The 24,986-nt window shown below is 67.4% G+C and carries 18 protein-coding genes; 14 read left to right on the top strand and 4 right to left on the bottom strand.

Annotation, left to right across the window (positions count from 1 at the left end):
- Nucleotides 1-30: 30 nt before the first annotated feature.
- Nucleotides 31-1,440, bottom strand: coding sequence for a hypothetical protein (locus tag A9974_RS22085; protein WP_255468290.1), 1,410 nt, complete (start codon nt 1,438-1,440; stop codon nt 31-33).
- Nucleotides 1,437-2,288 carry a M15 family metallopeptidase gene (locus tag A9974_RS22080; RefSeq protein ID WP_183006304.1) on the bottom strand — a complete coding sequence of 284 codons (852 nt, stop codon included), beginning with the start codon at nt 2,286-2,288 and terminating at the stop codon, nt 1,437-1,439. Before A9974_RS22080 ends, A9974_RS22085 begins: the two co-directional genes overlap by 4 nt.
- A gap of 239 nt (nt 2,289-2,527) precedes the next feature.
- On the opposite strand from A9974_RS22080, the gene A9974_RS22075 reads away from it, so the two are divergent.
- The 14 genes from A9974_RS22075 to A9974_RS22010 all read left to right on the top strand — a co-directional run bounded on the left by A9974_RS22075 (nt 2,528) and on the right by A9974_RS22010 (nt 22,584).
- Nucleotides 2,528-3,460, top strand: a complete 933-nt coding sequence (locus tag A9974_RS22075; RefSeq protein ID WP_183006303.1) for a hypothetical protein — start codon at nt 2,528-2,530, stop codon at nt 3,458-3,460.
- Between the two features lie 24 nt (nt 3,461-3,484).
- Nucleotides 3,485-6,391: a type VI secretion system Vgr family protein gene (locus A9974_RS22070; protein ID WP_255468289.1), complete on the top strand. Its 2,907-nt coding sequence runs from the start codon at nt 3,485-3,487 to the stop codon at nt 6,389-6,391.
- Nucleotides 6,384-7,250, top strand: coding sequence for a DUF4123 domain-containing protein (locus tag A9974_RS22065; RefSeq protein ID WP_183006302.1), 867 nt, complete (start codon nt 6,384-6,386; stop codon nt 7,248-7,250). The genes A9974_RS22070 and A9974_RS22065 overlap by 8 nt, the downstream gene beginning before the upstream one ends.
- Complete coding sequence (locus tag A9974_RS22060; RefSeq protein WP_183006301.1) at nt 7,247-9,400, top strand: DUF2235 domain-containing protein; 2,154 nt, start codon at nt 7,247-7,249, stop codon at nt 9,398-9,400. Before A9974_RS22065 ends, A9974_RS22060 begins: the two co-directional genes overlap by 4 nt.
- Before the next feature lie 2 nt (nt 9,401-9,402).
- Complete coding sequence (locus A9974_RS22055) at nt 9,403-9,954, top strand: DUF3304 domain-containing protein (protein ID WP_183006300.1); 552 nt, start codon at nt 9,403-9,405, stop codon at nt 9,952-9,954.
- Between the two features lie 83 nt (nt 9,955-10,037).
- Nucleotides 10,038-10,529 carry a DUF3304 domain-containing protein gene (locus A9974_RS22050; protein ID WP_183006299.1) on the top strand — a complete coding sequence of 164 codons (492 nt, stop codon included), beginning with the start codon at nt 10,038-10,040 and terminating at the stop codon, nt 10,527-10,529.
- Nucleotides 10,530-10,688: 159 nt separating this feature from the next.
- On the top strand, nt 10,689-12,785 hold the full coding sequence (locus tag A9974_RS22045) for an ATP-dependent helicase (RefSeq protein WP_183006298.1): 2,097 nt from the start codon (nt 10,689-10,691) through the stop codon (nt 12,783-12,785).
- A 118-nt stretch (nt 12,786-12,903) separates the two neighbouring features.
- On the top strand, nt 12,904-13,911 hold the full coding sequence (locus A9974_RS22040; protein WP_183006297.1) for a magnesium and cobalt transport protein CorA: 1,008 nt from the start codon (nt 12,904-12,906) through the stop codon (nt 13,909-13,911).
- Between the two features lie 70 nt (nt 13,912-13,981).
- A complete protein-coding gene (locus A9974_RS22035) occupies nt 13,982-14,650 on the top strand; it encodes a thermonuclease family protein (protein ID WP_183006296.1) in 669 nt (222 codons plus the stop codon).
- A gap of 100 nt (nt 14,651-14,750) precedes the next feature.
- Nucleotides 14,751-16,988, top strand: a complete 2,238-nt coding sequence (locus tag A9974_RS22030; protein ID WP_183006295.1) for an ABC transporter substrate-binding protein — start codon at nt 14,751-14,753, stop codon at nt 16,986-16,988.
- Nucleotides 16,985-17,962 (top strand): ABC transporter permease, encoded by a 978-nt coding sequence (locus A9974_RS22025; protein WP_183006294.1) that lies wholly within the window; start codon nt 16,985-16,987, stop codon nt 17,960-17,962. The genes A9974_RS22030 and A9974_RS22025 overlap by 4 nt, the downstream gene beginning before the upstream one ends.
- A gap of 5 nt (nt 17,963-17,967) precedes the next feature.
- A complete protein-coding gene (locus tag A9974_RS22020; RefSeq protein WP_183006293.1) occupies nt 17,968-19,476 on the top strand; it encodes an ABC transporter permease in 1,509 nt (502 codons plus the stop codon).
- Nucleotides 19,473-21,167 carry a dipeptide ABC transporter ATP-binding protein gene (locus A9974_RS22015; protein ID WP_183006292.1) on the top strand — a complete coding sequence of 565 codons (1,695 nt, stop codon included), beginning with the start codon at nt 19,473-19,475 and terminating at the stop codon, nt 21,165-21,167. The genes A9974_RS22020 and A9974_RS22015 overlap by 4 nt, the downstream gene beginning before the upstream one ends.
- A 250-nt stretch (nt 21,168-21,417) precedes the next feature.
- Nucleotides 21,418-22,584, top strand: a complete 1,167-nt coding sequence (locus tag A9974_RS22010) for an NAD(P)/FAD-dependent oxidoreductase (protein WP_183006291.1) — start codon at nt 21,418-21,420, stop codon at nt 22,582-22,584.
- A gap of 70 nt (nt 22,585-22,654) precedes the next feature.
- On the opposite strand, the gene A9974_RS22005 is transcribed toward A9974_RS22010, so the two are convergent.
- Together A9974_RS22005 and A9974_RS22000 are read right to left on the bottom strand one after the other, a co-directional pair.
- Nucleotides 22,655-23,194, bottom strand: coding sequence for a MarR family winged helix-turn-helix transcriptional regulator (locus A9974_RS22005; RefSeq protein WP_183006290.1), 540 nt, complete (start codon nt 23,192-23,194; stop codon nt 22,655-22,657).
- A gap of 27 nt (nt 23,195-23,221) precedes the next feature.
- Complete coding sequence (locus tag A9974_RS22000; protein WP_183006289.1) at nt 23,222-24,889, bottom strand: collagen-like triple helix repeat-containing protein; 1,668 nt, start codon at nt 24,887-24,889, stop codon at nt 23,222-23,224.
- Nucleotides 24,890-24,986: the final 97 nt, after the last annotated feature.

The raw sequence follows: 24,986 nt of genomic DNA, 5'->3' as shown, positions 1-24,986 counted from the left end.
TACGCATGATTTTGGCTGTTTTTATAGGGGTCAAGCGGAGGGGGAAAGGGGTTGGGACACCAGCGCTAGCGTGCGTAGCGCCGGGTCTTGCGTCATGACGACCAGCACCGGCGCTTCGGCCTGCGTGCTGGCCTGGCCCGCGACGGCCAGGGTCAGCAGATGCGCGGCCGAGCCGGTGTAGCCGCAGGCCGTGCCGACCGCCAGGCAATCCTGGTTCGGGTCCAGCGCGGGAAACAGCGTGCTGGCCAGCCCCGCGGCTTCCAGCGGCCGGCTGCCGCGGTGGTCGGCGTCGCTGATCAGCGCGCGGATGTCGTCCGCGCGCCGCGCGTGCTGGGTCAGGAAGTGGGTGGCCAGTTCGGTCAGCATGGGTTCGCTGGCGGCGCCGCGCGCGTCAGCGTCGGTCGCGCGGTGCGCCATGGCCGACAGCGTCAGCGCGAAGGCGCCTTCGGGCGGCAGGGCGGGCGGGGCGCCTTTGGCGTCGGGCGGCGCGGTCTGCGCCAGATCGAGCAGCAGGCCCGCGGCGGCCTCGCCGGGCACGCGGCCTTGCGGCGTGGCGGTGCTGACCAAGGTGCCGCCGGCATCCCAGTCCTGCACCACGTTCGCATCAATATAGGAATCGGCCGCGGCCACGATGCGCAGCGGGGCGCGGTCCGCGGCAAGTGGTTCCAGCGCCAGTTGGCGCAGCAGGCTGTCGCTGGCCAGCGTGTCGTCGGCCTTGTGCAACTGCACGGTCAGGCGCGAGGGCGCCCACACGGTCGCCGTGCGGGCCTGTTCCTGCGCGTGGTCGCGCGCGGCCTGCGGCCATTGCGCGGGCAGCAGCAGCTCCAGCTGCAGTAGCGGCCAATCATGGTCGCGTTCCGGCGTGCCGTGATCCAGCACGTGGCCGCGGGCCTCTTGCGACAGCGTTTCAATCACCTCGCACAGCAGCGCCGTGGCGCGCAGGCGGTCATCCGAACACGCCGCCTGCGGAGCCTTGTCGGCGTGGGCGGCTTCGCGTAGGGCATCGATATCCAGGTGCTCGGCGCGGGCGCTGAACACCGGAAAGCCGCGCGCGTTCGTCAGCTGGGGGTCCAGGTCCGGCCGCTGTTGCTCGGCCAGCGCGTCGTGGATCGCCGCGGCATCGCTGCCGGGCGCGGCGCGGGCGGCGCCGGCCAGGGCCACCAGGCGGGTCACGGCGGCGGCGGCGGGGGCCTGCGCCGCGGCGCCATCAGTCTTGGGGGCCGCGGCCGCGGCGGCGCGGGCCTCGCGGCGTGCGCGAACGATGCGCAGGCCGGCCCAGCCCGCCGCAATCAGGGCCAGCGGCAAGGCGAACAGGTACAGCCCGATATCCACGCCGGTGGGCAGCGTGCGCGATTCCTGCCACCAGATGATGACGCCCAGCCAGACGATGCCAAACACCAGGGCCAGCACGAGGCCGGTCTTCAAGAGGCGGCCCATCATTGCGCGGCTCCGGCGTCGCGGCGGATCACGCCGGGGCGGCGCAGCTCGGTGTGGCCGAAGTCCATCAGCTTCCAGCGGCCACCCCAGGTCAGGCCGACGCGCTCGGCGGTTTCGCCGAACAGTTCATAGCCACGCATGGCCCAGGGGTCTTTTTCGGACACCACCACCTTGCCGTCGCGCAGGAACGCGCTGTCCGCGGCCAGGCCGTACTGGTGATAGCTCTGGTAGGCGCCGGCATTGGTCACGTGCGATCCCTTGTCGGCCAGTTCGGCCTGGCGTTCGGGGCTGCGATAGCCCTCGATCAACACCATTTCGTAGCCATGCTCTTCACGCATGACGCGATACGCGGCTAGCAGGCGCTGGCGGTAATCCGCATCCAGCAGGTTCCAGTCGCGGCTTGCGCCGCCCAGGTTCGGACGCACCAATTCAACCTCGCGCGTAGTGAAGACTTCGGGGGGCAGGGGCGGCGGCGGCACCAGCCTTTCGCCCGTCAGCAATGCCTGGATTCTGGGGTCCGGACCGGCCATCCGGTCCTCGTAAATAAATGTGTGATTGTGTCGCATGACGAAAGCGAAAAGGGACGGAAGCAACACCACCGCAAGCACCGCGGCGATCTGCCAGCGGTAGATGGAAAACGTATTTCCGGCCCTGCCGACGCCTGCTCGTACCACTTGCGCCGAGCCCCCGACCATACCCCCGGCATGGCCCGCGCCCCGGGTGACGCGGCGGCGAAATCCCTGCGCGAACGCACGCGCGCTTCGCGCGGTTGCGGCCCGCAAGGACGGGAAAACCAGCAACGCGGAAACGCCTATCGCGAGCAGAAAATATAGGGGCAGTAGAACTAGCAACGGTATCCCTCAATCACGAAGGCGTAATCTTTTGTTCTATTCGGGATTGAGGCAAGCGCTTGGGCGTTGCAGACAGCGTCGATGCTTTAGGAATCGTAACAAGAAGCCGTGATCTAAAAGATGTCATCAGGTATTCTCGGACACCTTGGTTAAAAGGGGTTTTATGCGCCCCAGCCAACACGGGACCTCGCATGGCAGAAGACGAAAAAAGATCGCGACCACCGCCCTCTATTCCAAGTTTGCTGGCCGGGCGCTCATCCACGCCGGATGAGCGGCAGTCGTCGCGCATACTCGCCACGCTCGAAGGCCGCGTACCCGACGCCGAGGTCAAGCACCTGCCGCCCAAGACGCGTTCCAAGACACCGCTGGTGGTGTTGCTGCTGCTGTTTCTAGGCGCAGTGGGCGCGGGCTTGTGGGCGGTGTACGACACGGCGCAGTTGCCTCTGGTCGTGGCCCGCGCGGACGCCGATGTGTCGTCCGGCCTGCCCACGTCCGGCGCCACCGTGCCGGGCACTTCACCGTCAGGCGCCACGACGCCGAACGCCGCATTGCCGACGGCCTCGCTCAATCAGCCGGCTGCGGGGCAAGCGCCGGCGCGGGCCAATGCCGAAGCGCCGCCGTCCAATGCGGCCACCATCATCGAAGACCATCCGCTGGCGCAACTGACCCAGCCCGATGCGCAGGCCGACTTGCGCGAGCCCGCCAATCCGCTGGCCGCGCTTGCGGTGACGGCCGCCGCGCCCAACAAGCCTGCGGCTGCGGCGTCGGCCAAGGCGCCTGGCCCGGCCCCGCAGCGCACCGAGCGTGCGCGCGACGGCACGGTCGCCGCGGCGACTGCCGCCGCCCCGCAAGCCACGACGGCCAAGGGTGCGCCCAAGGCTGCCGCCGCACCCGCGCGCGGCAAGGCCGCCCCACGCAACGACAGTGACGCGGCCCTGCTGGCGGCGTTGATGTCCTACGGTCTGCCGCCCGCGTCGCCACCTGGCACCAAGGTCTACAAGACCGACGGCATCTTCGTCCGCGAGCTGCCGGGGTCTTCGCTGTCCACCCGCCTGGGGGAATGTCGCAAGCTCGGTTTCCTTGAAAGCGAACAATGCCGCCTGCGCGTTTGCGCGGGCCACTGGGGCACCGCTCCGGAATGTCCCAATGCGCAAGCTCACACCGAGCCTTGAGCGCTGCTGAATAAGGTTTTCCTCATGATGGATACGACCGCGACCGCGGGCCTGTTCAATTCCGAGGCCCGCCTCTACCGCCTGCAAGGCGAGGGGGCGCTGGCCTCGCTGCACGTCGAAGGCTGGATCGGCCGCGAAGCGTTGTCGGACGTGGCGCAGTTGCGCGTGGTGGCCCTGTCGGACGACGCCGGCCTGTCGTTGCAGGACATGATCTCGCGCCCCGTTACCCTCTGGACCACCCGCGCCGATGGCAGCCGCAGCGGCCGCAGCGGCGTGGTGCGCGAGGCTGAACTGCTGGCCGGCGATGCGGGCCTGGCGCGCTACCGGCTCACGGTGGTGCCCTGGCTGTGGCTGGCCACGCAGCGGCGTGCCAGCCGGTTGTTTGAGAACAAGCCGGTGCTGGACATCGTGCGCCATGTGCTGGACACGTATGAAGGCTATGTCTACCGCATCGCGGCCGACGTCGAAGGGGCGCTGGCCGACCTGGCGCCGCGCCCCTACACCACGCAGTATCGCGAGACCGACTACGCCTTCATCAGCCGCCTGTTGGCCGAGGCCGGCCTGGGCTGGACCGTGCTGGAAGACGCCGAGGTGCCCGCGCGCCACGTGGTGCAGATTTTTGCCGACAGCCGCACCCTGGCCGAAGACGCGGAATCGTCCAGCGGCGGGGTGCGGTTCCAGCGCGCCAGCGCCACGGAATCGCGCGACACCGTGCAGGCCCTGGTGCGCCAGCGCCGCCGCACGCCCGACAGCATCACGGTGCTGGGCTGGCACGACAGCGGCAAGCGCGCGGTCGCCGCGCAGGCGCTGGTCAACGCGGCCAATGGGCAGGACGATGCGGCGGGGCTGGACTGGTACGACATCGCCGGCCACGGCGGCTTTGCCAACGAGGCCCAGGCCCGCCGCCAGGCGGAACTGGCGCGCGAGGCCGTGCGCGCCCGCGCCGAGACCTTCACCGGGCGCGGCGTGGTGCGCACGTTCCGCTCGGGTACGCGCTTCACGCTGCAGGACATGTCGTCGCTGGGGCCGACGGACGAAGCCGGATTCGAGCCGGTCTTCGCGCTGGACTGGATCGAGCACGTGGGCATCAACAACCTGCCGCCCGAAACGCGCGCGTCGCTGGCGCAGCGCCTGGGTGGGCTGGATGCGTATCTGACGCTGGATAGCGAGGCTGTTGCCGCGCCGCAAGAGACCATACGCGGCGATGATTCGACGTGGGATGAGGCCTCGATCTCTCCCGACCCCGCCGTCCTCGCCAAGGCCCGCGAAGTCGGCTACGCCAATCGCTTCGAAGCGGTGCGCTGCGACCGCCCCTGGCGTCCCGCCTTGCCGGCAACGCGCGGCGCCCGCCTGGGCGGCGCGCCCTCGGTCCATGGCGTGCACACCGCCGTGGTCACCGACGCCGAAGGCGGCACGCAACCCAAGCAAAGCGACGAAATCCTGCGCAACAAGCGTGGCGACGTGCGCATCAGATTCCATTGGCAGGCGGGCAGCCAGGACGGCGAGGCCAGCAGCCGCTGGGTGCGCGTGGCGCAGCGCCAGTCCGGCGCCGGCATGGGCATCAGCTTCGTGCCGCGCATCGGGCAAGAGGTGCTGGTGCGCTTTCTGGACGACGACATCGACCAGCCCATCGTCGTGGGCGCGCTGTACAACGGTCGCGGCGAAGGCGGCACGCCCGCCACGCCCGGCGGGCGCGCGGGCAGCGCGACCGATACGCAGGTCTACGCCGCCGCGCGCGACAACGCGCCCAGCGCCCAGGCCAACCTGGCCGCGGGCAACGCGCCGGCCTGGCACGGGGCGGCCGCAGGCGACGACAACCACCGCAACGCGGCCGCGCTGACCGGCTTCAAGAGCAAGGAATTCGGCGGCGCGGGCTACAACCAGATCGTGTTCGACGACACCGACGGCCAGCTGCGCATGCAGGTCAAGAGCAGCCAGGACGCTTCGGAACTGAACCTGGGCCATCTCATCCACCAGGCCGGCAACTACCGCGGCGGCCTGCGCGGCGTGGGCGCCGAACTGCGCACCGACGCCTACGGGGCCGTGCGCGGCGGCGCGGGCGTGCTGCTCACCACCTACAGCGCCACCGGCGGCAACGCCAGCGCCGTGGGCGATGCGGCGGGCGTACAGGCGCTGGCCAGCCAGACCGAGCAGATGGCGCGTTCGCTGGACGGCGTGGTCGGCGCCCACCAGGGCCTGCGGCTGGCGACGGCGCTGGGCACCAAGGGCCCGCAGGCCAGCGTGCTGGATGGCGACAAGGCGCCGCTGGCGGCCATGCACCGCGCGGTCTCGGGCACGGTCGCGGGCGACAGCCTGGACGGCGCCCGCGGCGATGCCTCGGCCAGGCACACGCAGGCCGCGCAAGGCAAAGTGCCGCACCCCACCGATCCCGTCGTGCTGATGGCCGCGCGCGCCGGGCTGGCACAGGTCGCGGCCAAGCACCTGCAAGTGACGGCCGGCGAGGCCGTGCACTGGTCGGCGGGCAAGGACCAGAACCTGGCGGTGATGGGCGCGTTGCGCCTGCACACCGGCCAGGGCCTGGGCATCGTCGCCGGCCTGCAGCAGGGCGGGGCGGACTCGGGGCTGGACCTGATCTCGGCCAAGGGCAACGTCGATGTGCAGGCCCAGCACGACATCCTGCGAGTGCAGGCGCAGAAGGACATCACCATCGGCAGCGCGCAGACCGCGGTGGAATACGCCGCGCCCAAGCGCATCCGCATCGCGACGGCGGCGGGCGCCAGCATTGTGCTCGAAGGCGGCAACATCACCGTCACCGCGCCGGGGCGCATCGACGTCAAGACTGGCGACAAGCGCTTTGCCGGCCCCGACCGCTTGCCCTATCCGTTTCCGCAGATGCCCGAGAGCGTCTGCGTCAGTTGCGCCGAGCAAGCCGCGGCGGGCGGCCAGGCCATGACGGTGAAGAATGCTTGAGGACCGCGATACCTGGATCGATCCGGCCAGCCCCGCCGTCGGCCAGGCGCTGTACGACGCCGCGTGGAACCAGCCGCAGCCCGTTGAGCGCTATGTGCTGCTCGACGCCGCCTTTGCGCCAGGGCTGCCCGCCCGGCTGGCGCGCTGGATCGAGGCCGAAGACTACTGCTCGCTCTATGCCGGACGCTACGAAGGCGAAGGCCTGGACCAGGTCGCGCCCTACCTGCTGCGCCTGCCGTGGGTGCCCGCGCTGCGCCAACCGCTGTGCGACAGGTTGATGGCGCTTGCGCGGGGCAAGCCCATGCTCAGCCTGCTGTTCAGCGAGGCCACGCTGGAACAGCTGGCCGACCACCTGCGCGCGCAGATCGAGGCCGTCGGCGCCGATGGCCGCGCCTATCTGTTGCGCCTGGCGGACACGCGGGCGCTGGCGGCGCTGCTCGACGTGCTGACGGCCGCGCAACGCCAGCGCCTGCTGGCAGGCATCTCGCGCTGGTCCTATGTGGACCGCTCGGGTGAGCTGCATTCGATCGAAGGCGGCTCGCCCGCCGCGCCTGGCATCGTGCCGGCGCCCTATCGGATCGACGCCGATCAACAGCGCCAACTGCAGCAACGGGCCCTGCCGGACGCCATCCTGCGCTTCGTGCAACTGCGCGCCGGCCTGTTCGGCGAGCTGGCCTGCAGTCCGGCCGCGGCCCATCGCCTGATTGACGAAGGCGTGCAACGCCTGGCGCGTCGCGGCGTGGACCACGACGCGCTCGCCTATCGTCATGCCCTGACGCTGCTGCGCCGTCACGGCTTGCTCAGTCCCACCCATTCGGCACTCACGCCCGATGCCTCCCGCCTGGAGCCGCAATCATGACGTTCAAGTTCCGCTTCGCCGGCCCGTGCCGCGAAATCCCCACGGATCTGGATTTCCAGGAGCAACGCAAGGCCTGCCAGAAGATGGGCGAAAAGGCCGGCACGGATTGCTCGATCGAGTTGTTCTTCGGATTTTTCTTTGATGGCACGCGCAATAACATGTATGTGTCGGACAAAGCGCGAGACAACACGCAGACGAACGTGGCGAGGTTGCATAACGTATTTGACGATAAGAAAGACCCCAGTTACAGCGCGCGCCAACACCGATTTCGTACCTATGTCGAAGGCGTGGGCACTCCGTGTATCGATAAGGTGGGTGATCCGGGAACTGGCGTGCATGCGCAGGCGGGAGCGGCGGCGGGATGGGGCGGAGAAGGCCGCATCAATTGGGCGCTGCTGGAATTTCAGAACAACCTGTATTTGCACTTCGTACCGAATAGCACTTTGACAGATTCGCTAAGGCAGGACACGCGAACGCTGGTTCGGGAAATGAGCACAGATATGTCGATGTCCGGTTTGCAGATAGAAGAGCTGGCGAAGGGCGCCACTCTTCCTTTTGCGTCCTCCGCTGGAGCAACGCCTGGCGATGCGGCGGACATCGCGATTCGACGCGCCCAAGGTCTGGGTTCATCTGCTTTGAGAGTGTGGAGCGTTCACAAAGCCAAACCGAACAATATGGCACGCTATTCCGTGTTGTCACGTCGTAACCGTGAGATGCGGCAGATGCTGTCTGGTTACCTATCCACAAACCCAAAAGTAGAGCGCATTCGAGTCTCCATCTTTGGCTTTTCTCGCGGTGCGGCCGAGGCACGCGTGTTTGCCAATTGGCTCAAGGACGCCTGCGATGTGCCCGAAGGAATGTCTTTCTATACCCCTCGCGGCGACGGCGTCTTGCGCCTTGGGGGTATTCCTGTCGTCATTGATTTCATGGGGTTGTACGACACAGTGGCCTCGGCCGGCATTGCGCAGTCGGCGCCTGGTGAATTGTGGGACGGCCATGGAGCGTGGGCAAGCAAGGAAGACATGGAAATTCCGAGCATGGTCACTCGCTGTGTCCATATGGTCGCAGCGCACGAAGTACGAGGATCATTTCCGCTGGACTTGATCGATGGCCGCGGCTACGAAGAGATCGTCTATCCGGGGGTGCATTCAGACGTCGGCGGCGGCTACAAGCCCGCAGAGCAAGGCCGAGGGATGACGGACAGCGATAAGCTGTCGCAAATTCCTCTGTGCGATATGTATCGGGAAGCCGTGAAGGCAGGCGTGCCCTTGAGGTTGCACACGGCGCCTGCACGCGACAAGGCTCGGTTTGACGTGTCGTCCAACCTGCGCACCGCATTCAATGCCTACGTCGAGAACACGCGAGATATATCTAGTGAGCAATCATCGACCCGTCGAATCATGTACAACCACTACGTTCAGTATGTGCGCTGGCGACGCCTTCGGGTTGATCGGGGGCCTGAGTGGTTGGGCGGAATTCCCAGTGCGCTGCGGGCCAAATCGAACAATCCTGAGGACTACGAAGATCTGGTGCAAGCCAATAACGAGTTGCTGCTGGAGGTGCAAACGCTGACTGCGAACAATGCGCTTGAACGCAGTTCCGTGCCGAATGCGATGCCAGGTGCCGAAGGCGCTCGGCTATATGACAGTGTCATGTTGGTATTGCGAGGCAACAAAGAGAAGATATGGTTGGATCAGATGCGCACGGTCTGGAATCTTCCTGGCAAGCCCGTCGCGGCGGTGATCGATCTGTTGGACAATTATGTGCACGATTCAAGGGCCTGGTTCAAGCCTCTTGGAAAGGATGACGACGTGTGGATGAGTATCCAGCGTGATCGTCTCAAACAACTGGACCAACGTGAAAAGTTGGCCGAACAATATGTATCGACCGGTCGGGCTGATCTGGCGTGGCCACTGATGCCCAGCAAGGAAGAGCGGGCAGAGTTGGTTGCCTATCGAGCAAATCCCAATGCCGTGCCGTTGCAGGCCGGTGGACGGGAGTTCTACTCTCAATGGGGCTATTTGCGCTGGCGCTCTGTCTACACCAATCCTCAGGTTCGGGCGCAACGGGAGGCGCAGCAGGACCGGGAGAATACGCAGCGTGCTCTGCAGAATATGCCAATAAACTTCAACGCCATTCCGCGATTCTGAGTATGCAGAAAATCAATTTTCCGATCAGCCTGTTCACTCGACTTCGCTCGCTTCGTTGGGGATGCTCTTTAGCTTTTTGCATGGCGTTGATAGGGCAGCCTGTGGCTGGTTGGACGCAGTCTATGCCTATTCCCGCAACGCTTGGCGTGCGGTTAGGCATCATCAATTATCTTGACGAAGGTTTGAGCCCCGTCTTCATCAATCGTGCATGGGCGGGAAGTGCTCGAGCGCAGGCTTACACATCCAGCACTTGCTGCATTGCCATTGCGACCCAGTGGAAGCCGGGAATGACAATGAGGGTGGAGTGGAATTCTGATTCGATGTTTTATCGTGGCGAGAATGATCTATTGGTTCGCGATGTTCCGGTCATGCCATACGAGCCGTTTCACGATGGTTATGTCTGGGCCATTTTTCTGCCTGGTGGAGAGGTGCGGCTGCAACCATCACGCTCTCGTCCTGGCGCGGAAGGCTTTTTGTTGGGACTGCCTCCACCCGGCGAGGCGACCGAGGCGCAATTGAAGCAGTTCACCGAAAAGACGCAACCCAAGCAGTAGGCATGCGCCCAAGCATACGGATTCTTCGTTCATATGCACGCGGTCAGTCGCTACATGGCAGTGCCCGTCTGATTCGGCGATCTATGTTGGCAATGTTCCTGGGCGCTTCAAGCCTGATCGCTGGTCCGGCTTCGACGCAGCCCATGCCGACCCCCGAGACGCTTGCTGTTCGATTGGGCATCGTCAATTATCTGGATGAGGGCTTGAGCCCGGTCTTCATCAATCAAGCGTGGGCAGGCACCGCTCGTGCGCAGGCTTACACATCCAGCACTTGCTGTGTTTCGCTGCCAAGGGAGTGGGTGCCGGGCATGACGATGCGGGTCGAATGGAACTCCGATTCCATGTTCGAGCGCGGGCAGGATGCATTGGCGGTACGAGACGCGCCGGTCTTGCCTTACGACATTTCCTATAGCGGCTATGCCTGGGCGATTTTCTTGCCCGGGGGCGAAGTGCGTGTACAGCCTTCAGCGTCTAGGCCTGACGCTGCGGACTTTTTGCCAGGACTGCCTCCACCCGGCGAGGCGACCGAGGCGCAATTGAAGCAGTTCATCGAAAAGACCCAACCCAAGCCTTGAATCGTCCGGGCGACGAGCGACCGCCGCGCTGCCCGTCCTCGCTCTTCCTGCGTCCCCGTCAGCCCCCCGCGGGAGGTTGCCCGCGGCTGTTATGATGCCTGGATATATAACCAGTTGTCAGGCCGGCCCCGCCGCGCCTGCCCGCCAGCCCCGCGCGCCATGTCCGACCCGACCCTTCCGCCTTCCAACAGCCGTCCCGATCCGCTGGCCGACCTCAATCCCGCCCAGCGCGAGGCCGCTGAATTCGGGGTGGCCGGCGCGGGCGACGACGGTCCCTTGCTGGTCATTGCCGGGGCCGGGTCGGGCAAGACCAACACCCTGGCCCACCGGGTCGCCCACCTGATCCTGAACGGCGCCGACCCGCAGCGCATGCTGCTCCTGACCTTCTCGCGCCGTGCCGCCCAGGAAATGGAACGCCGCGTCGGTTCCGTGCTGCAGCGGGTCATGAACCTGCGCGGCACCCAGCAAGCGCCGTCGCTGCCGTGGGCCGGCACCTTCCATGCCATCGGCGCGCGCCTCTTGCGCGACTGCGCGCAGCGCATCGGCCTGTCCGAAGCCTTCACCATCCACGACCGCGGCGACGCCGAGGACCTGATGGGCATGGTCCGGCACGAGCTTGGCCTGTCGTCCACCAAGTCGCGCTTTCCGCTCAAGGGCACCTGCCTGGCGATCTACTCGCGCGTGGTCAACAGCCAGACGCCGGTGGCCGACGTGCTGCACAGCGTGTTCCCATGGTGCGCGCAGTGGGAAGACGAGCTCAAGAACCTGTTCCGCGCCTACGTGGCGGCCAAGCAGGACCAGCAGGTGCTCGACTACGATGACCTGCTGCTCTACTGGGCCGAAATGATGGGCGACCCGGCCATCGCCGCCGACGTCGGCGGGCGTTTCGACCATGTGCTGGTCGACGAGTACCAGGACACCAACCGCCTGCAATCGGCCATCCTGCTGGCCATGAAGCCCGATGGCCGCGGCCTGACCGTGGTGGGCGACGACGCCCAGTCCATCTACTCGTTCCGCGCGGCCACGGTGCGCAACATCCTGGATTTCCCCACGCAGTTCCCCAAGCCCGCCCGCGTCATTACGCTGGACCGCAACTACCGTTCGACCCAGCCCATCCTGAACGCGTCCAACGCCGTCATCGGCCTGGCGACCGAGCGCTACGCCAAGGACCTCTGGACCGACCGTTCGTCGTCGCAGCTGCCCGAGCTGGTCACGGTCAGCGACGAAGGCGGGCAGGCCCGCTGGGTGGCCGACCAGGTGCTGGCGCAGCGCGAGGGCGGGGCCACGCTCAAGTCGCAGGCCGCGCTGTTTCGCACGTCCAGCCACAGCGCGGCGCTTGAGCTGGAACTGACCCGCCGCAATATTCCGTTCGTCAAATTCGGCGGGCTGCGCTTTCTGGAAGCGGCCCACGTCAAGGACCTGCTGTCGCTGCTGCGCTGGGCTGAAAACCCGCGCGGCCGCATGGCGGGCTTCCGCGTGGCGCAGTTGCTGCCCGGCATCGGCCCGGCCACCGCCGGCAAGCTGATGGACGCCATGGCGCAATCGGCCGAGCCGCTGCGCGCCTTGCGCGAATTCAAGCCAGGCGGGGCGGCCCAGGCCGAGTGGGGCGCCTTTGCCGACACCTATGCCGCGCTGGCCGATCCCGGCCTGCGCTGGCCCGCGGACGTGGACTTGGCCCTGCGCTGGTACGCCGGCCAGCTCGAACGCCTGTACGACGACGCCCGCGTGCGCAAGACCGACCTGGACCAGCTGGTGCGCATCGCCGCCGGCTACCCGTCCCGCGAGCGTTTCCTGACCGAGCTGACGCTGGATCCCCCGGACGCCACCAGCGACGAGTCCGGCGCGCCCTCGCGCGACGAGGACTACATGATCTTGTCCACCATCCACTCGGCCAAGGGGCAGGAATGGAAGGCGGTGTACGTGCTGAACGTGGTCGACGGCTGCATCCCGTCCGACATGAGCACCGGCACGGCCGAGGAAATCGAAGAAGAGCGCCGCCTGCTGTACGTAGCCATGACGCGCGCCAAGGAACGCCTGCAGCTCATCGTGCCGCAGCGCTTCTATGTGCACCAGCAGACCGGCATGGGCGACCGCCATGTCTACGGCTCGCGCACCCGCTACATCACCAACGCCATGCTGCCGCTGTTCGACCACCTGCCCAAGCTGCCGGACCTGCCCGGCGGGCCGCGCGAACCCAAGGCGCCCCAGGCGCCGCAGGTGGACGTCGCCAAGCGCGTGCGCAACCTGTTCGCCTGACCTTCGTTTCCGGCCGGTCGGGGCCTGCGGTGGCAGCCTGCCGTCAGGCGCCGTGGGCTATCATCGCCCCATACCGATACGCTGTTTCCGCAAGGGCTCGCATAGCCGGAGGATGCCTATGTCTACTGAAGAAAATGCCGCCACCGATCCCCATAAAGGCGAGGTCGTGGCGTCCATTGCCTATGTGAACGGCAGGCGCGACCGCGAGGTGCCCATCGACGAGGTGGGCCAGTACGTCAACCAGGACCGCAGCATGCTGTGGGTCGGCCTGCGCAACCCCAGCCCCGAGCTGCTGGCCCAGGTGGCCCGCGAGCTGGGCGCCTGCGACAAGAACCAGGAAGAAATGCTGGAGCCGCACCGCCGGCCCAAGATCATCGACTACGGCAACATGGTGCTGATCGTCGCCATCACCGTCGAAGTCGAGGCCGAGCGGCCCATCTTCGGCGAAACCCAGTTCCTGATCGGCGAAGGCTTCTTGGTCACGGTGCGGCGCGGTGCTACTGCCGGCCACAGCCCCTTGCGCGAACGCCTGGAGGCCTCGCCCGACCTGCTCAAGCGCGGCAGCGACTACGTGGCGTCCGAACTGCTCGACTGGCTGGTGGACCGCTACGTGGCGGCGGCCGGCAAGATCGAATCGGTGGTCGAGGGCGCCGAGCAGAAGCTGCTGATCCGCGGCGCCAAGGACTCCGACATCCGCAAGCTGTATCGCCAGCGCCGCGACCTGCTGCGCATCCATACCGTCGTGTCGCCGCTGGTCGAGATCAGCCGCCGCCTGGCGCGGGTCGAGATGTCGGCCGTGGACGAACACGCCCGCCCGTATTTCGGCGAAGTGGCCGACCGAGTGTCGCGGGTCGACGAATTGTTCAACGCGCTGCGTGAATCGCTGGCCTTCGCCTTTGAAGCCAGCCTGATGATCGGCCAGGCCGCGCAGAACGACACCACCCGCAAGCTGGCGTCCTGGGCCGCCATTCTGGCGGTGCCCACGGCGATTGCCGGCATCTACGGCATGAACTTCAAGTTCATGCCCGAACTGGAATCGCCGCTGGGCTATCCCATCACCCTGGGCGTGATCGTGTCGGTCTGTTCCTTCCTGTATTGGCGCTTCCGCAAGTCGGGCTGGCTGTAGCGGATTGGCCCGCCCGCCGGGGCGGGCTTGTGGCACACTGCCCATCGTTTCCCTATCCGGAGCCCGGCCCGTGCGCGGCAAACCTCCCTTTCGCGGCGGCAGCAAGCTGACCGCCCTGATTGTCGCCCTGGTCCTGGCCGCGGCCGGCGCCATCGTCAATTGGCTGCAACCGTCGGGGCAGGGCGGCCAGCGCTCCGGCGACCGGCCCGGCGCCCCGGCCCCCGCGTCCCAAGGCAAGTCCGGCGCCGCCCCGGCCGGCGGCGTGCCAGCGGGCAGCTATACCCTGACCGGCATGATCGTCAACGTTGCCGACGGCGACACCGTGACCCTGCGCGCGCCCGACGGGCAGCGGCGCATCCGCCTGGACAGCATCGACGCGCCCGAAGAGGGGCACGGCGCCGACCAGCCCGGCCAGCCCTATGCCGAAGCCGCCCGCAAGAACCTGGCCGACCTGGTGGCCGGCAAGACCCTGACCGCGCAGTGCTACGAAAAAGACCAGTACGGCCGCGAGGTCTGCGCGCTGATCCTCGAAGACGGCCGCTCGGCCAACCGCCTGCAGGTCGAAGCCGGCTATGCCTGGGCCTACACGGCCCGCCAGGGCGACTATCTGCGCGACCAGGCCATGCCCGGGCTGCAACGCCAGGCCAAGGCCGCCGGGCGCGGCCTGTGGGCCGGCCAGAACCCCATGCAACCCTGGAAGTGGCGCTACGACTGCTGGCGCCAGCGCCAGTGCGGCTGACGCCGTTTGGTTCCCGCATTACCCCTAGGGGGATGCCTGGGTACTGGGGCAGGAGGTCCTTTGCTATCCTCTGTCGCACTGAATAGAAGGAAAGGTTTCCATGCGTGCTTTGAAGCGGCTTTGGGCGGCGGCCATGCTGCTGGTGCTGGCGTTGGCGGGCTGCTCCCAGGAAAGCAGCCCCATCAACAGCCCGTATCCGTCCGGCGCCGAAGGCCAGAACACCCTGTATTCCGCCTTCGTCAAGCGCTCGCCCAAATACCTGGACCCGGCCAGCTCTTATTCCGTCGACGAAACCCCTTATACCTACAGCATCTATGAGACGCTCTATGGGTATCACTATCTCAAGCGTCCCTACGAACTGATTCCCCGGGCTGCCGCGTCCATCGACCCGCCGGTCTACCTGGACGCGCAGGGCAAGGTCCTGCCGGCCGATGCGCCGGGCGAGCAGATTGCGCAAAGCGTCTACGACATCAAGATCAAGCCCGGCGTGCGCTTTGCGCCGCACCCTGCCTTCGCGCGCAAGACCGACGGCAGCTACGACTACTTCCCGCTCTCGCCGGAAGACCTCGAAGACAAATTCGCCATCCCCGATTTTCCCCGCACCGGCACCCGCGAGCTGACGGCCGACGACTACGTCTACGCGTTCCGTCGCCTGGCCAGCCCGCGGGTAGTGTCGCCTATCTATTCCCTGCTGGCCGAATACGTCAGCGGCCTGAAGGACTACGGCGATCGCCTGCGCCAGCGCGACCAGGCGCTGCGCCGCGACCTGCCCGGCGGCGCAGGCGCTTCCTGGCTGGACCTGCGCGAGCCCGACGGCTTCACCGGGGTGCAGGCGCTCGACCCGCACACGCTGCGCATCCGCGTCAACGGCAAGTACCCGCAGTTCAAGTACTGGCTGGCCATGACCTTCACGGCCCCGGTTCCCTGGGAGGCCGACCGCTTCTACAACCAGCCCGGCATGGCCGACCACGACCTGTCGCTCAATACTTGGCCGGTGGGCACCGGGCCCTACATGCTGGCCGAGTCGCTGCAGAACCGCCGCCATGTGCTGGCGCGCAATCCCAATTTCCATGGCGAGCCCTATCCCTGCGAAGGCGGGCCGGGCGACCAGGCTGCCGGCCTGCTGGCCGACTGCGGCAAACCCACGCCCTTCATCGACCGCGCGGTGTTCAGCGTCGAAAAAGAAGCCATCCCCCTGACCGGCAAGTTCATGCAGGGCTACTACGACATGCCGCAGATCGAGCGCGGCGAGTACGGCGTGGCCATGCTGGTGGCGGCCGGCGACAGCCAGGACAAGGCCCGCAAATACCAGGAACACGGCATCCGCCTGCCCACCACCGTCGAGACCGCCAACTGGTATATGGGCTTCAACTGGCTGGACCCGGTGGTCGGCAAGGGCGACACTCCCGAGCAGGCCGAAAAGAACCGCAAGCTGCGCCAGGCCATCAGCATCGCCTTCGACTGGGAAGAATATGTGGCGGTGTTCGAGAACAGCCAGGCCTCGGTCGCCTACGGCCCGGTGCCGCCCGGCGTGCTGGGCTACCGCGAGCCGCCCGAAGGCGTGAACCCGGTGGTCTACGACCTGGTCGACGGCAAACCCGTGCGCAAATCGGTCGACGTCGCGCGCCGCCTGCTGGCCGAGGCCGGCTACCCGGACGGCCGCAACGCCGAGACCGGCGCGCCCCTGGTGCTGTACTACGACTCCATGACGGGTGGCGGCTCGAATCCCCAGTTCGACTGGATGCGCCGCCAGATGGCCAAGATCGGCGTGCAGATGGACGTGCGTTCCACCGACTACAACCGCTTCCAGGACAAGATGCGGCGCGGCTCCGCCCAGATCTTCCTGTGGGGCTGGAACGCCGACTACCCCGACGCCGAAAACTTCCTCTTTCTGCTCTACGGCCCCAACGCCAAGGCCAAGAACGGCGGCGAAAATGCCGCCAACTACGACAGCCCCGAATACGACCGGCTGTTCGAGCAGATGAAATTCCTGGACGACGGCCCCGCCAAAGAGGCGCTGATCGCCCGCATGGTCGCCATCGTGCAGCGCGACGCGCCCTGGATGTTCGGCTACTTCCCGATGTCGGGCGGCGCCTACCAGCAGTGGGTCGGCAACGCCAAGCCCACCCAGATGGTGCGCAACACGCTGCAGTACATGAAGATCGACCCGGCCCTGCGCGAGCGCAAGATCGACGAATGGAATTCCCCCATCTGGTGGCCGGTGGGCCTGTTCGCGCTGCTGATCGCGCTGGTCATCTGGCCGTCGTACGTGGCGCTCAAGCGGCGTGAACGGCAGACCGCTTTTGCCCAGCCGCAGCGCAAGGAGCATCAATCATGATCGGCTACATCATTCGCCGGCTGCTGTATGGCGTGCTGATCCTGATCGGCGTGAACCTCTTCACCTTCATCCTGTTCTTCGCGGTCAATACGCCCGACGACATGGCGCGGCTGGCCATCGGCGGCCAGCGCATCAGCCAGGACGCGGTGGAAAAATGGAAGGTCGAACATGGCTACGACAAGCCGCTGTTCTACAACGGCCAGGCCAGCGGCGCGGCGCAACTGACCGACACCGTGTTCTACCAGCGCTCGGTGCCGCTCCTGGCGATGGACTTCGGCAGGTCCGACGGCGGCCGCGACATCGGCCGCGAGATCCAGACACGCATGGGCCCCAGCCTGGCGCTGGCCGTGCCGACCTTCTTCCTGGGGCTGTTCGCCAGCGTCGTGTTCGCGTTGACGCTGGTGTATTTCCGCGCGACCCGCCTGGATTTCTGGGGCGTGGTGGTGTGCGTGATCCTGCTGTCCATCTCCAGCCTGTTCTACATCATCGCCGGCCAATGGATGTTCGCCAAGCTGCTGCGGCTGGTGCCGTTTTCGGGCTTCGAGGGCGGCCTGGACGTGGTCAAGTTCCTGGCGTTGCCGGTGCTGGTGGCGATTGTGTCGCGGCTGGGGCCGGAAGCGCGCTTCTACCGCACCCTGTTCCTGGAGGAAATCGGCAAGGACTACGTGCGCACGGCCCGGGCCAAGGGGCTGGCCGAGCGCGTGGTGCTGTTCCGCCACGTGCTGCGCAACGCCATGCTGCCTATCCTGACCAGCACCGTGGCCGCCTTGCCGCTGCTGTTCATGGGCAGCCTGATCGCCGAATCCTTCTTCGGCATTCCCGGGCTGGGCAGCTACACCATCGACGCCATCAACGCGCAGGACTTCTCCATCGTGCGCGCCATGGTCTTCCTGGGCGCGTCGCTCTATATCGTGGGGCTGATCCTGGCCGATATTTCCTACACGCTGGCTGACCCCCGCGTCCGATTCGAGTAGCCGCCATGCCCAAGTTCGTATTTCTCTGGACCGACATCGCGCTGTGGCTCATGGTGCTGGGCGCGCTGACCTATGCCTGGCGGGTGCGGCGCAGCCCGAACCTGCGTTCCACCTGGGCGCGCGTGGCGCACGACACGCCGGCCATGTGCTCGGCCGTAGTGCTGGCCGCGTTCGCGATCATCGGCCTGCTCGATTCCGTTCACTACCGGCCGCTGCTGCCGCCCGCGCCCGGCGCCGCGGCGGACGCGCCACGGGTCTACGCGCCCGCCGTCAAATCGGTGCTGGACGGCCTGCTGGGCAGCTCGGTCCTGACGCAACCTGAAAAAACCTATTCCAGTCCCCTGGCGGTACGCCAGTTCACCAAGGAAACCCTGCTGGTCGACGACAAGCCCGTGCGCGATTTCCCCCGCCTGCGGGCGGCGGGGGCGCACCTGGCCGATCCCGACCGCGACTATGCCGGCGATCTTTACCAGCGCCTGGGCCTGGGCGTGGCGGTCGGGCTGGCCGTGGCGCTGGCCGGCACGGGCCTGCTGTTCGCCGGCCTCGCCCGGCGTTCAGGCGCGGCCGCGGCGGCGCAGGCCGTGCTCGGCGGACGTTCGGATGTGCCCTGGCGCGCCATGGCCGTCACGTTCACATTGCTATGCCTGGCGGCCGGTGCGCTGGCGGGCCTGTCCAGCGGTTACCACGCGCTGGGCACGGACCGCATCGGCAACGATGTGCTGTGGCAAGCCCTGAAAAGCATCCGCACCGCGCTGGTCATCGGCAGCCTGACCACCCTGGCCATGCTGCCGCCCGCCATCGTGTTCGGCATCGCGGCCGGCTACTTCAAGGGCAAGGTCGACGACGCCATCCAGTATCTCTACACCACCATCACCTCGATTCCCGGGGTACTGCTGGTAGCCGCCTGCGCCCTGATGATGCAGGTCTACATCGACAACCACGCCGACCTGTTCGACACCTCGGCCGCGCGCGCCGACCTGCGTCTGTTCCTGCTGTGCATGATCCTGGGCTTTACCGGCTGGGCCGGCCTGTGCCGCCTGCTGCGCGCCGAAACCCTCAAGCTGCGCGAGCTGGAATACGTGCAGGCGGCGCGGGCGTTCGGCGTGTCCCACTGGCGCATCATGACCCGCCATCTGCTGCCCAACGTCGCCCACCTGGTGCTGATCACCGTGGTGCTCGAATTCTCGGGTCTGGTGCTGTACGAGGCCGTGCTGTCCTACCTGGGCATCGGCGTGGACCCCAGCATGAATTCGTTCGGCTCGATGATCGACGGCGCCCGGCTCGAAATGTCGCGCGACCCGATGATCTGGTGGAACCTCCTGACCGCCTTCCTCTTCATGCTGACGCTGGTGCTGGCCGCCAACCTGTTCGCCGACGCCGTGCGCGATGCCTTCGATCCGCGCACGCGCCGCTACAAGCCGAGCCGCCTGCCCGGCATCGGCCTGTTCGGCCGCCGTCCGGGCGCCATGCTGGCCGCCGATGCCCGCCAATCCAAACCGGGAGACGCCCCGTGACGCAGGACACTCCTTTGTTGGCCGTGCAGGGCCTGGATGTCGATATCGTCGGCGAAAGCGGCATGACGCATGCGGTCAAGCGCTTGCAACTGGCAATTTCCCAGCGCGAGACCTTCGCGCTGGTCGGCGAATCCGGCTGCGGCAAGAGCATGACGGCGCTGGCGCTGCTGCGCTTGCTGCCGGATGCGGGCCGCATCGTCGGCGGTCAGATCGAGCTGGACGGCGAAGACCTGAACCGGCTGCCGGAAAGCGCCATGCGCGGCGTGCGCGGCGGACGCATCGGCATCATCTTCCAGGAACCCTCCACCAGCCTGAATCCCGTCATGCGGGTGGGCGACCAGATCATCGAGACCCTGCTGGCCCACACGCCGCTGCGCGGCGCCGCGGCGCGCGCGCGGGCCATCGACTGGCTGCGGCGGGTCGGCATTCCCGAGCCGGACCGGCGCGTGGATGACTATCCGTTCCAGTTCTCCGGTGGACAGAAGCAGCGCGTCATGATCGCCATCGCCCTGGCGGCCGAACCGTTGCTGCTGATCGCCGACGAGCCCACCACGGCACTGGACGTGACCGTGCAGGCGCAGGTGCTGGACCTGCTGGCCGACATCCAGCAGGAAATGGGCATGGCCGTGCTGCTCATCACCCACGATCTGGCGGTGGTCAAGAACGTGGCCCATCATGTGGCGCTGATGCGTGGCGGCGAAATCGTCGAAAGCGCCAGCGCCGAGGAATTCTTCCGCGCGCCCAAGCATCCCTACGCGCGCCAGCTGTTCGACGCCATCCCGACGTTTGAAAAGCGTGGCGTGCCGCTGAGTGAACCGGCGCGCCGCGCGCAGGCAGGCGAGGGCGCCGTCGTCCGCCGCCGGGTGCGCGATCCCGGCGTGGTGCTGGACGTGCAGGACCTGTTGGTCCACTACCCGGTGCGCAAGGGGCCGCTGCGGCGCATCGCCTCATGGGTCAAGGCCGTCGACGGCGTGACCTTCACGCTGCGCGCCGGCGAAACACTGGCCTTGCTGGGCGAGTCGGGCTGCGGCAAGACCACCACCGGCAAGGCGCTGCTGCGCCTGATCGACGGCGCCCGCATTTCCGGGCGCGCGATGCTGCAGGGACAGGACCTGCTGACGGCCGACCGCCGCCGCCTGCAGCGTCTGCGCCAGGACATCCAGATCGTATTCCAGGATCCCTATGCCTCGCTCGATCCGCGCATGCGGGTGGGCGACATCCTCGACGAAGGCCTGGAATCCCTGCGCCGCGGCATGACCGCCCAGGAACGCGCCGCCCATGCCGCCCGGCTGATCGAACGCGTGGGCCTGCCGGTCAATACACTGACGCGCTATCCGCACGAGTTCTCGGGTGGCCAACGCCAGCGCATCGCCATCGCGCGCGCCCTGGCGGTCGAACCCAAGGTGCTGATCTGCGACGAACCCACCTCCGCGCTGGACGTGTCGGTGCAGGCGCAGATCCTGGATCTCCTGCGTGAGCTGCAGGACGAGCTGGGTATCGCCTACCTGTTCATCACGCACAACTTCGGGGTGGTCGAATACCTGGCCGACCGCATCGCGGTCATGGAGGGCGGCCGCATCATCGAACTGGGCGAGGCCGACGCGGTGCTGCACGCGCCGCGCCAGGACATGACGCGCCGGCTGCTCGAGGCCGTGCCGCGCCTGCAATTCGGCCCCGCCGCCGCGGGCTGATCCCGGAACTCGCGGCGTCCTGCCGCCGCGGCCCCGCGTGCGGCAGGACGCGGATCCATGCGATACTGGCGCTTCGATCCCCGCGAAAAACGGCCTTCCGCCGTACCGGCCCTTGCGCCGCGTCATCAGAAGGCCGCGCACACGCCACCCAGCCCTTGAGTCAGGTCGGCCAGCGATTCCCCGGCATCCGCCGGACCGTCTCGAGCAAACGCGCTTTCCACGCGCCTTGCCCGTACCACTGGAACGCGCCATGGTCAGACCGCTCAACGCAGCAAAACCTCTTTCGACTTCCCGCATCGCCATCATCGGCGCAGGCCTTGGCGGCTTGATGCTCGCCCGCGTCCTGCATCGGCATGGGGTGCCCGCCACGCTGTACGAGGCGGAGGCTTCGCCCGATGCCCGGGCCCAGGGCGGGCTGCTGGATATCCACACCCACAACGGCCAGATCGCGCTCAAGGCCGCGGGGCTGCATGATCAATTCCTGGCCCTGGCGCGGCCCGGCGAAGACGCCAAGCGCGTGGTCGACCGGCATGGAAACATCCTGATCGACCGGCCGGGCAGGGATCCCGCAAGCCACACCGCCCGGCCCGAGATCGCCCGAGGCGACCTGCGCCGGCTGCTGATCGGTGCATTGCCGCCCGGCGTGATCCGCTGGGGTTGCAAACTCACGCGCGTCACTCCCTTGGACGATGGGCAGCATCGGCTGGTCTTCGCCAATGGCGCGCAAGCGACGGCCGATCTGCTGGTCGGCGCCGATGGCGCCTGGTCGCGCATCCGTCCTCTGCTGTCCTGCGCCATTCCCGTGTATGCCGGCACGACATTCATCGAGACCCATCTGTTCGACGGCGGCACCCGGCACGCCGCCTGGGCGCGGATGATCGGCAGCGGCACGCTGATGGCCGTCGAACCCGGCAAAGGCATCCTGGCGCACCGCTACGCGAGCGGCGCCGTGCAGGCCTATATCGCGCTGAACCAGCCTCAGGCCTGGTTCGATGCCATCGACTTCACCTGCAAAGCCGCCGCGCTCGATCGGATCGCGCGGGAATTCGAAGGCTGGGCTCCCGCGCTGCGGGCGCTGATCACCGCCGGGGATCGCGAGCCCGTCGCCAGGCCGCTGCATGCCTTGCCGATCGATCATCGGTGGATCCGCAAGCCGGGTGTCACCCTGGTGGGCGACGCCGCGCATCTGATGTCGCCCTTTGCGGGCGAGGGCGCCAACCTGGCTTTGTATGACGGCGCCGAGCTGGCCGGCGCGCTATGCGCGCATCCCGGCGATATCGAGGCCGGGCTGGCCGAGTACGAGCAGGCGCTGTTTCCTCGCAGCGCGGCGGTCGCCGAACTGACGGCCCGCAATCACCAGCGCTTCTTCGGCGAACACGCTCCGCGGAGCGTCGCCGATCTGTTCGCCGCGCACTGATTGCGCCCGGCCAAAGAAAACCGCGCCCGGATCCTTGCGGATCGGGGCGCGGTGCGCCTGCGCGGCCAGGTCAGTCGTGGGCGCTGCGGGTTTCCAGCCAGACCAGGGTGTCGTGTCGCAGGGCGCGTACGCATTGCGCCAGGAAGGCATGCACCACCTCAAGTTCGGCGGCGTCGTAGCGGCGCGCCATCAGCACCACTGCTTCGGCCACCCACTGGCGTTCCTGCGCCAGTTGCTGGCATTGCTCTTCAACCGGCCGGATCACGATCATCCGGCGATCCAGCGGATGACGGCCCCGTTGCACATAACCCGCCGCTTCCAGGCGGTTGATCAAGGCGGTGGCGCCGCCGGAGCTGATGCCCATCAGCTGGGCCAATTGGCCGGTGGGCAGGGCATCAAACTCCATCACCAGTTCCAGCGCTTTCAGATCCGCCAGGGGGATACCCAGTTTCTCCGCCAGGGCCGACTGGCATGCCGCGTTGTACACGGCGAACTGCCGGCCCAGCATCAGGGCGATGTCGTCAAGCATTCCGGGCCGCAGATCGTTGTTGCGAGATTCAGGCATCACGGTCACATGCTCGTGGTGAACGATGGTTTCTTGTTGCAGCATGGTTCGCTCCCTCACGGATCCGGTTGATTACTTCTTGGCCGACAGACCGCCGAGCAGGCCGCCCAGCAAACCGCCGTTGGCCGAGCCGTTGGTGGTGGTGCCGCCGTTCACGCCTGCCGTCACGCCGCCCAGCAAGCCACCCAACAGGCCGCCGTTGTTGGCCGTGCCCGAGGCGCCTGCATTGGCGGAAGCGCCGCCCGTCAGGCCGCCGAGCAAGCCACCCAGCAAGCCGCCATTGGCGCCCGCGGTGCCGCCCGCCGTGCCGCCACCCGTACCGCCACCCGTCACGCCGCCCAGCAGGCCGCCCAGCAAGCCGCCATTGGCGCCCGCGGTGCCGCCGGCCGTGCCGCCGCCCGTCACGCCGCCCAACAAGCCGCCCAGCAGACCGCCGTTGGCGCCGGCGTTGCCACCGGCTGCAGCGCCGCCCGTCAAGCCGCCGAGCAAGCCGCCCAGCAGACCGCCGTTGGCGCCGCCACCGAGCAGGCCGCCGTTGCCGCCGGCCGTGCCTCCCGTCACACCGCCGAGGATGCCGGTGATCGGGCTGAGCAGGCCGCCGTTGCCACCCGTCGCGCCGCCCAGGCCCAGACCGCCGGTCAGGGAGGCGACGGCGCCGGTCACGTTGTTCAGCGTGGCGCCGAGCGGATTGGGGTTGCCCGGCGTGGCGTTCAACAGGCCGCCGGCGCTGCTGACGGCGCCGCCCAGGCCTTGCAGCACGCCATTCAGGCCTGCCACGTTGCCGCCAGGCAACTGACCGCCCAGATTGCTGACCGTGCCGCCCAGGGAGTTGAGCAGACCGGCGACCGGCGCGCCCAGCTTGGTCGTGGCGCCGACTTGCTGCGTCAGGCCGACCACGGTGCCCGCCAGGGGGCTGGCGGTCGGATCAAGCGCGGCGCCCAGGCCGGCCAGCGTGGGTTGCAGACCCAGCGGCAGCACGTTGTCGACCGTCTTGCCGACATTGCCCAGCGCCGGCTCCAGCAGCGGCTTGGACGGGCCATTGAGCACGCCGCCGGTGACGCCGCCCACCAACTGGGTGACGGGGTTCAGCAGGCCGCCATTGCCTGACAGGCCGCCGGTCAGGGCGCCCACCGCGTTGGTGGCGTTGCCCAGGATCGTGGTCAGCGGTTGCGGATTCTTGGGATCGGCGTTGAGCAGGCCACCGGTGCTGGCAACCGTCTTGCCCAGGCCTTCGACCAGGCCGCCGACGCCGGCGCTCAGGCCGCCGGGCAGGCCGGTGCCCTTGACCGTGGTGCCCAGGCCTTCAACCAGGCCGCCGACTTGCTTGACCGTGCCGTCCACAGGTTGTCCGAGGCCCGTGGTGGCGCCGACTTGCTGGGTCAGGCCGACAACGGTATCGACTACCGGCTTGACGGTCGGATCCAGCGCCTTGCCGACGCCGCCCAGCGTGGTGCCCAAATTCAGGGGCAGGGTATTGTCGACAGCCTTGCCGGTATTGCCCAGGGTCGTTTGCAGCAAACCGGTGGTCACTGGATCGACCGGCGGATTATTCGGATTATTCGGGTTGTTGGGGTTGTTGGGGTTGGTCGGGTTGTTCGTGCCCGGCAAACTGGCCGAGGCGCCGTCACCGCCGTGGCCACCGCCACCACCGCAAGCGGCCAGCGTGCTCATCAGAGCGGCCGCCAGAACGGTGGAAGTCAGAATACGTTGTACGCGCTGCGTTTCAATCTTGGCATTCATGGCGAGCTCCTGTGGGGGATATGTCAGGCGTCGAAACTGCCCGATACGTCTCTACATGCATAAACCGTGCCAATATTTTTCCCGCACCGTGCCAGTT

This window comes from Achromobacter sp. UMC71 (assembly GCF_014170305.1).
In the GTDB taxonomy this organism is placed as follows: domain Bacteria; phylum Pseudomonadota; class Gammaproteobacteria; order Burkholderiales; family Burkholderiaceae_B; genus Achromobacter.
The sequence above is the reverse complement of the archived record's forward strand: the minus strand, read 5'-3'. Positions and strand labels throughout refer to the sequence as shown.

Coding starts and splice junctions, on each gene's coding strand:
- A9974_RS22085 (WP_255468290.1), bottom strand. CDS start 1,440: ATGATGGGCCGCCTCTTGAAGACCGGCCTCGTGCTGGCCCTGGTGTTT.
- A9974_RS22070 (WP_255468289.1), top strand. CDS start 3,485: ATGATGGATACGACCGCGACCGCGGGCCTGTTCAATTCCGAGGCCCGC.
- A9974_RS22065 (WP_183006302.1), top strand. CDS start 6,384: ATGCTTGAGGACCGCGATACCTGGATCGATCCGGCCAGCCCCGCCGTC.
- A9974_RS22060 (WP_183006301.1), top strand. CDS start 7,247: ATGACGTTCAAGTTCCGCTTCGCCGGCCCGTGCCGCGAAATCCCCACG.
- A9974_RS22055 (WP_183006300.1), top strand. CDS start 9,403: ATGCAGAAAATCAATTTTCCGATCAGCCTGTTCACTCGACTTCGCTCG.
- A9974_RS22050 (WP_183006299.1), top strand. CDS start 10,038: ATGTTGGCAATGTTCCTGGGCGCTTCAAGCCTGATCGCTGGTCCGGCT.
- A9974_RS22045 (WP_183006298.1), top strand. CDS start 10,689: ATGTCCGACCCGACCCTTCCGCCTTCCAACAGCCGTCCCGATCCGCTG.
- A9974_RS22040 (WP_183006297.1), top strand. CDS start 12,904: ATGTCTACTGAAGAAAATGCCGCCACCGATCCCCATAAAGGCGAGGTC.
- A9974_RS22030 (WP_183006295.1), top strand. CDS start 14,751: ATGCGTGCTTTGAAGCGGCTTTGGGCGGCGGCCATGCTGCTGGTGCTG.
- A9974_RS22025 (WP_183006294.1), top strand. CDS start 16,985: ATGATCGGCTACATCATTCGCCGGCTGCTGTATGGCGTGCTGATCCTG.
- A9974_RS22020 (WP_183006293.1), top strand. CDS start 17,968: ATGCCCAAGTTCGTATTTCTCTGGACCGACATCGCGCTGTGGCTCATG.
- A9974_RS22010 (WP_183006291.1), top strand. CDS start 21,418: ATGGTCAGACCGCTCAACGCAGCAAAACCTCTTTCGACTTCCCGCATC.
- A9974_RS22005 (WP_183006290.1), bottom strand. CDS start 23,194: ATGCTGCAACAAGAAACCATCGTTCACCACGAGCATGTGACCGTGATG.
- A9974_RS22000 (WP_183006289.1), bottom strand. CDS start 24,889: ATGAATGCCAAGATTGAAACGCAGCGCGTACAACGTATTCTGACTTCC.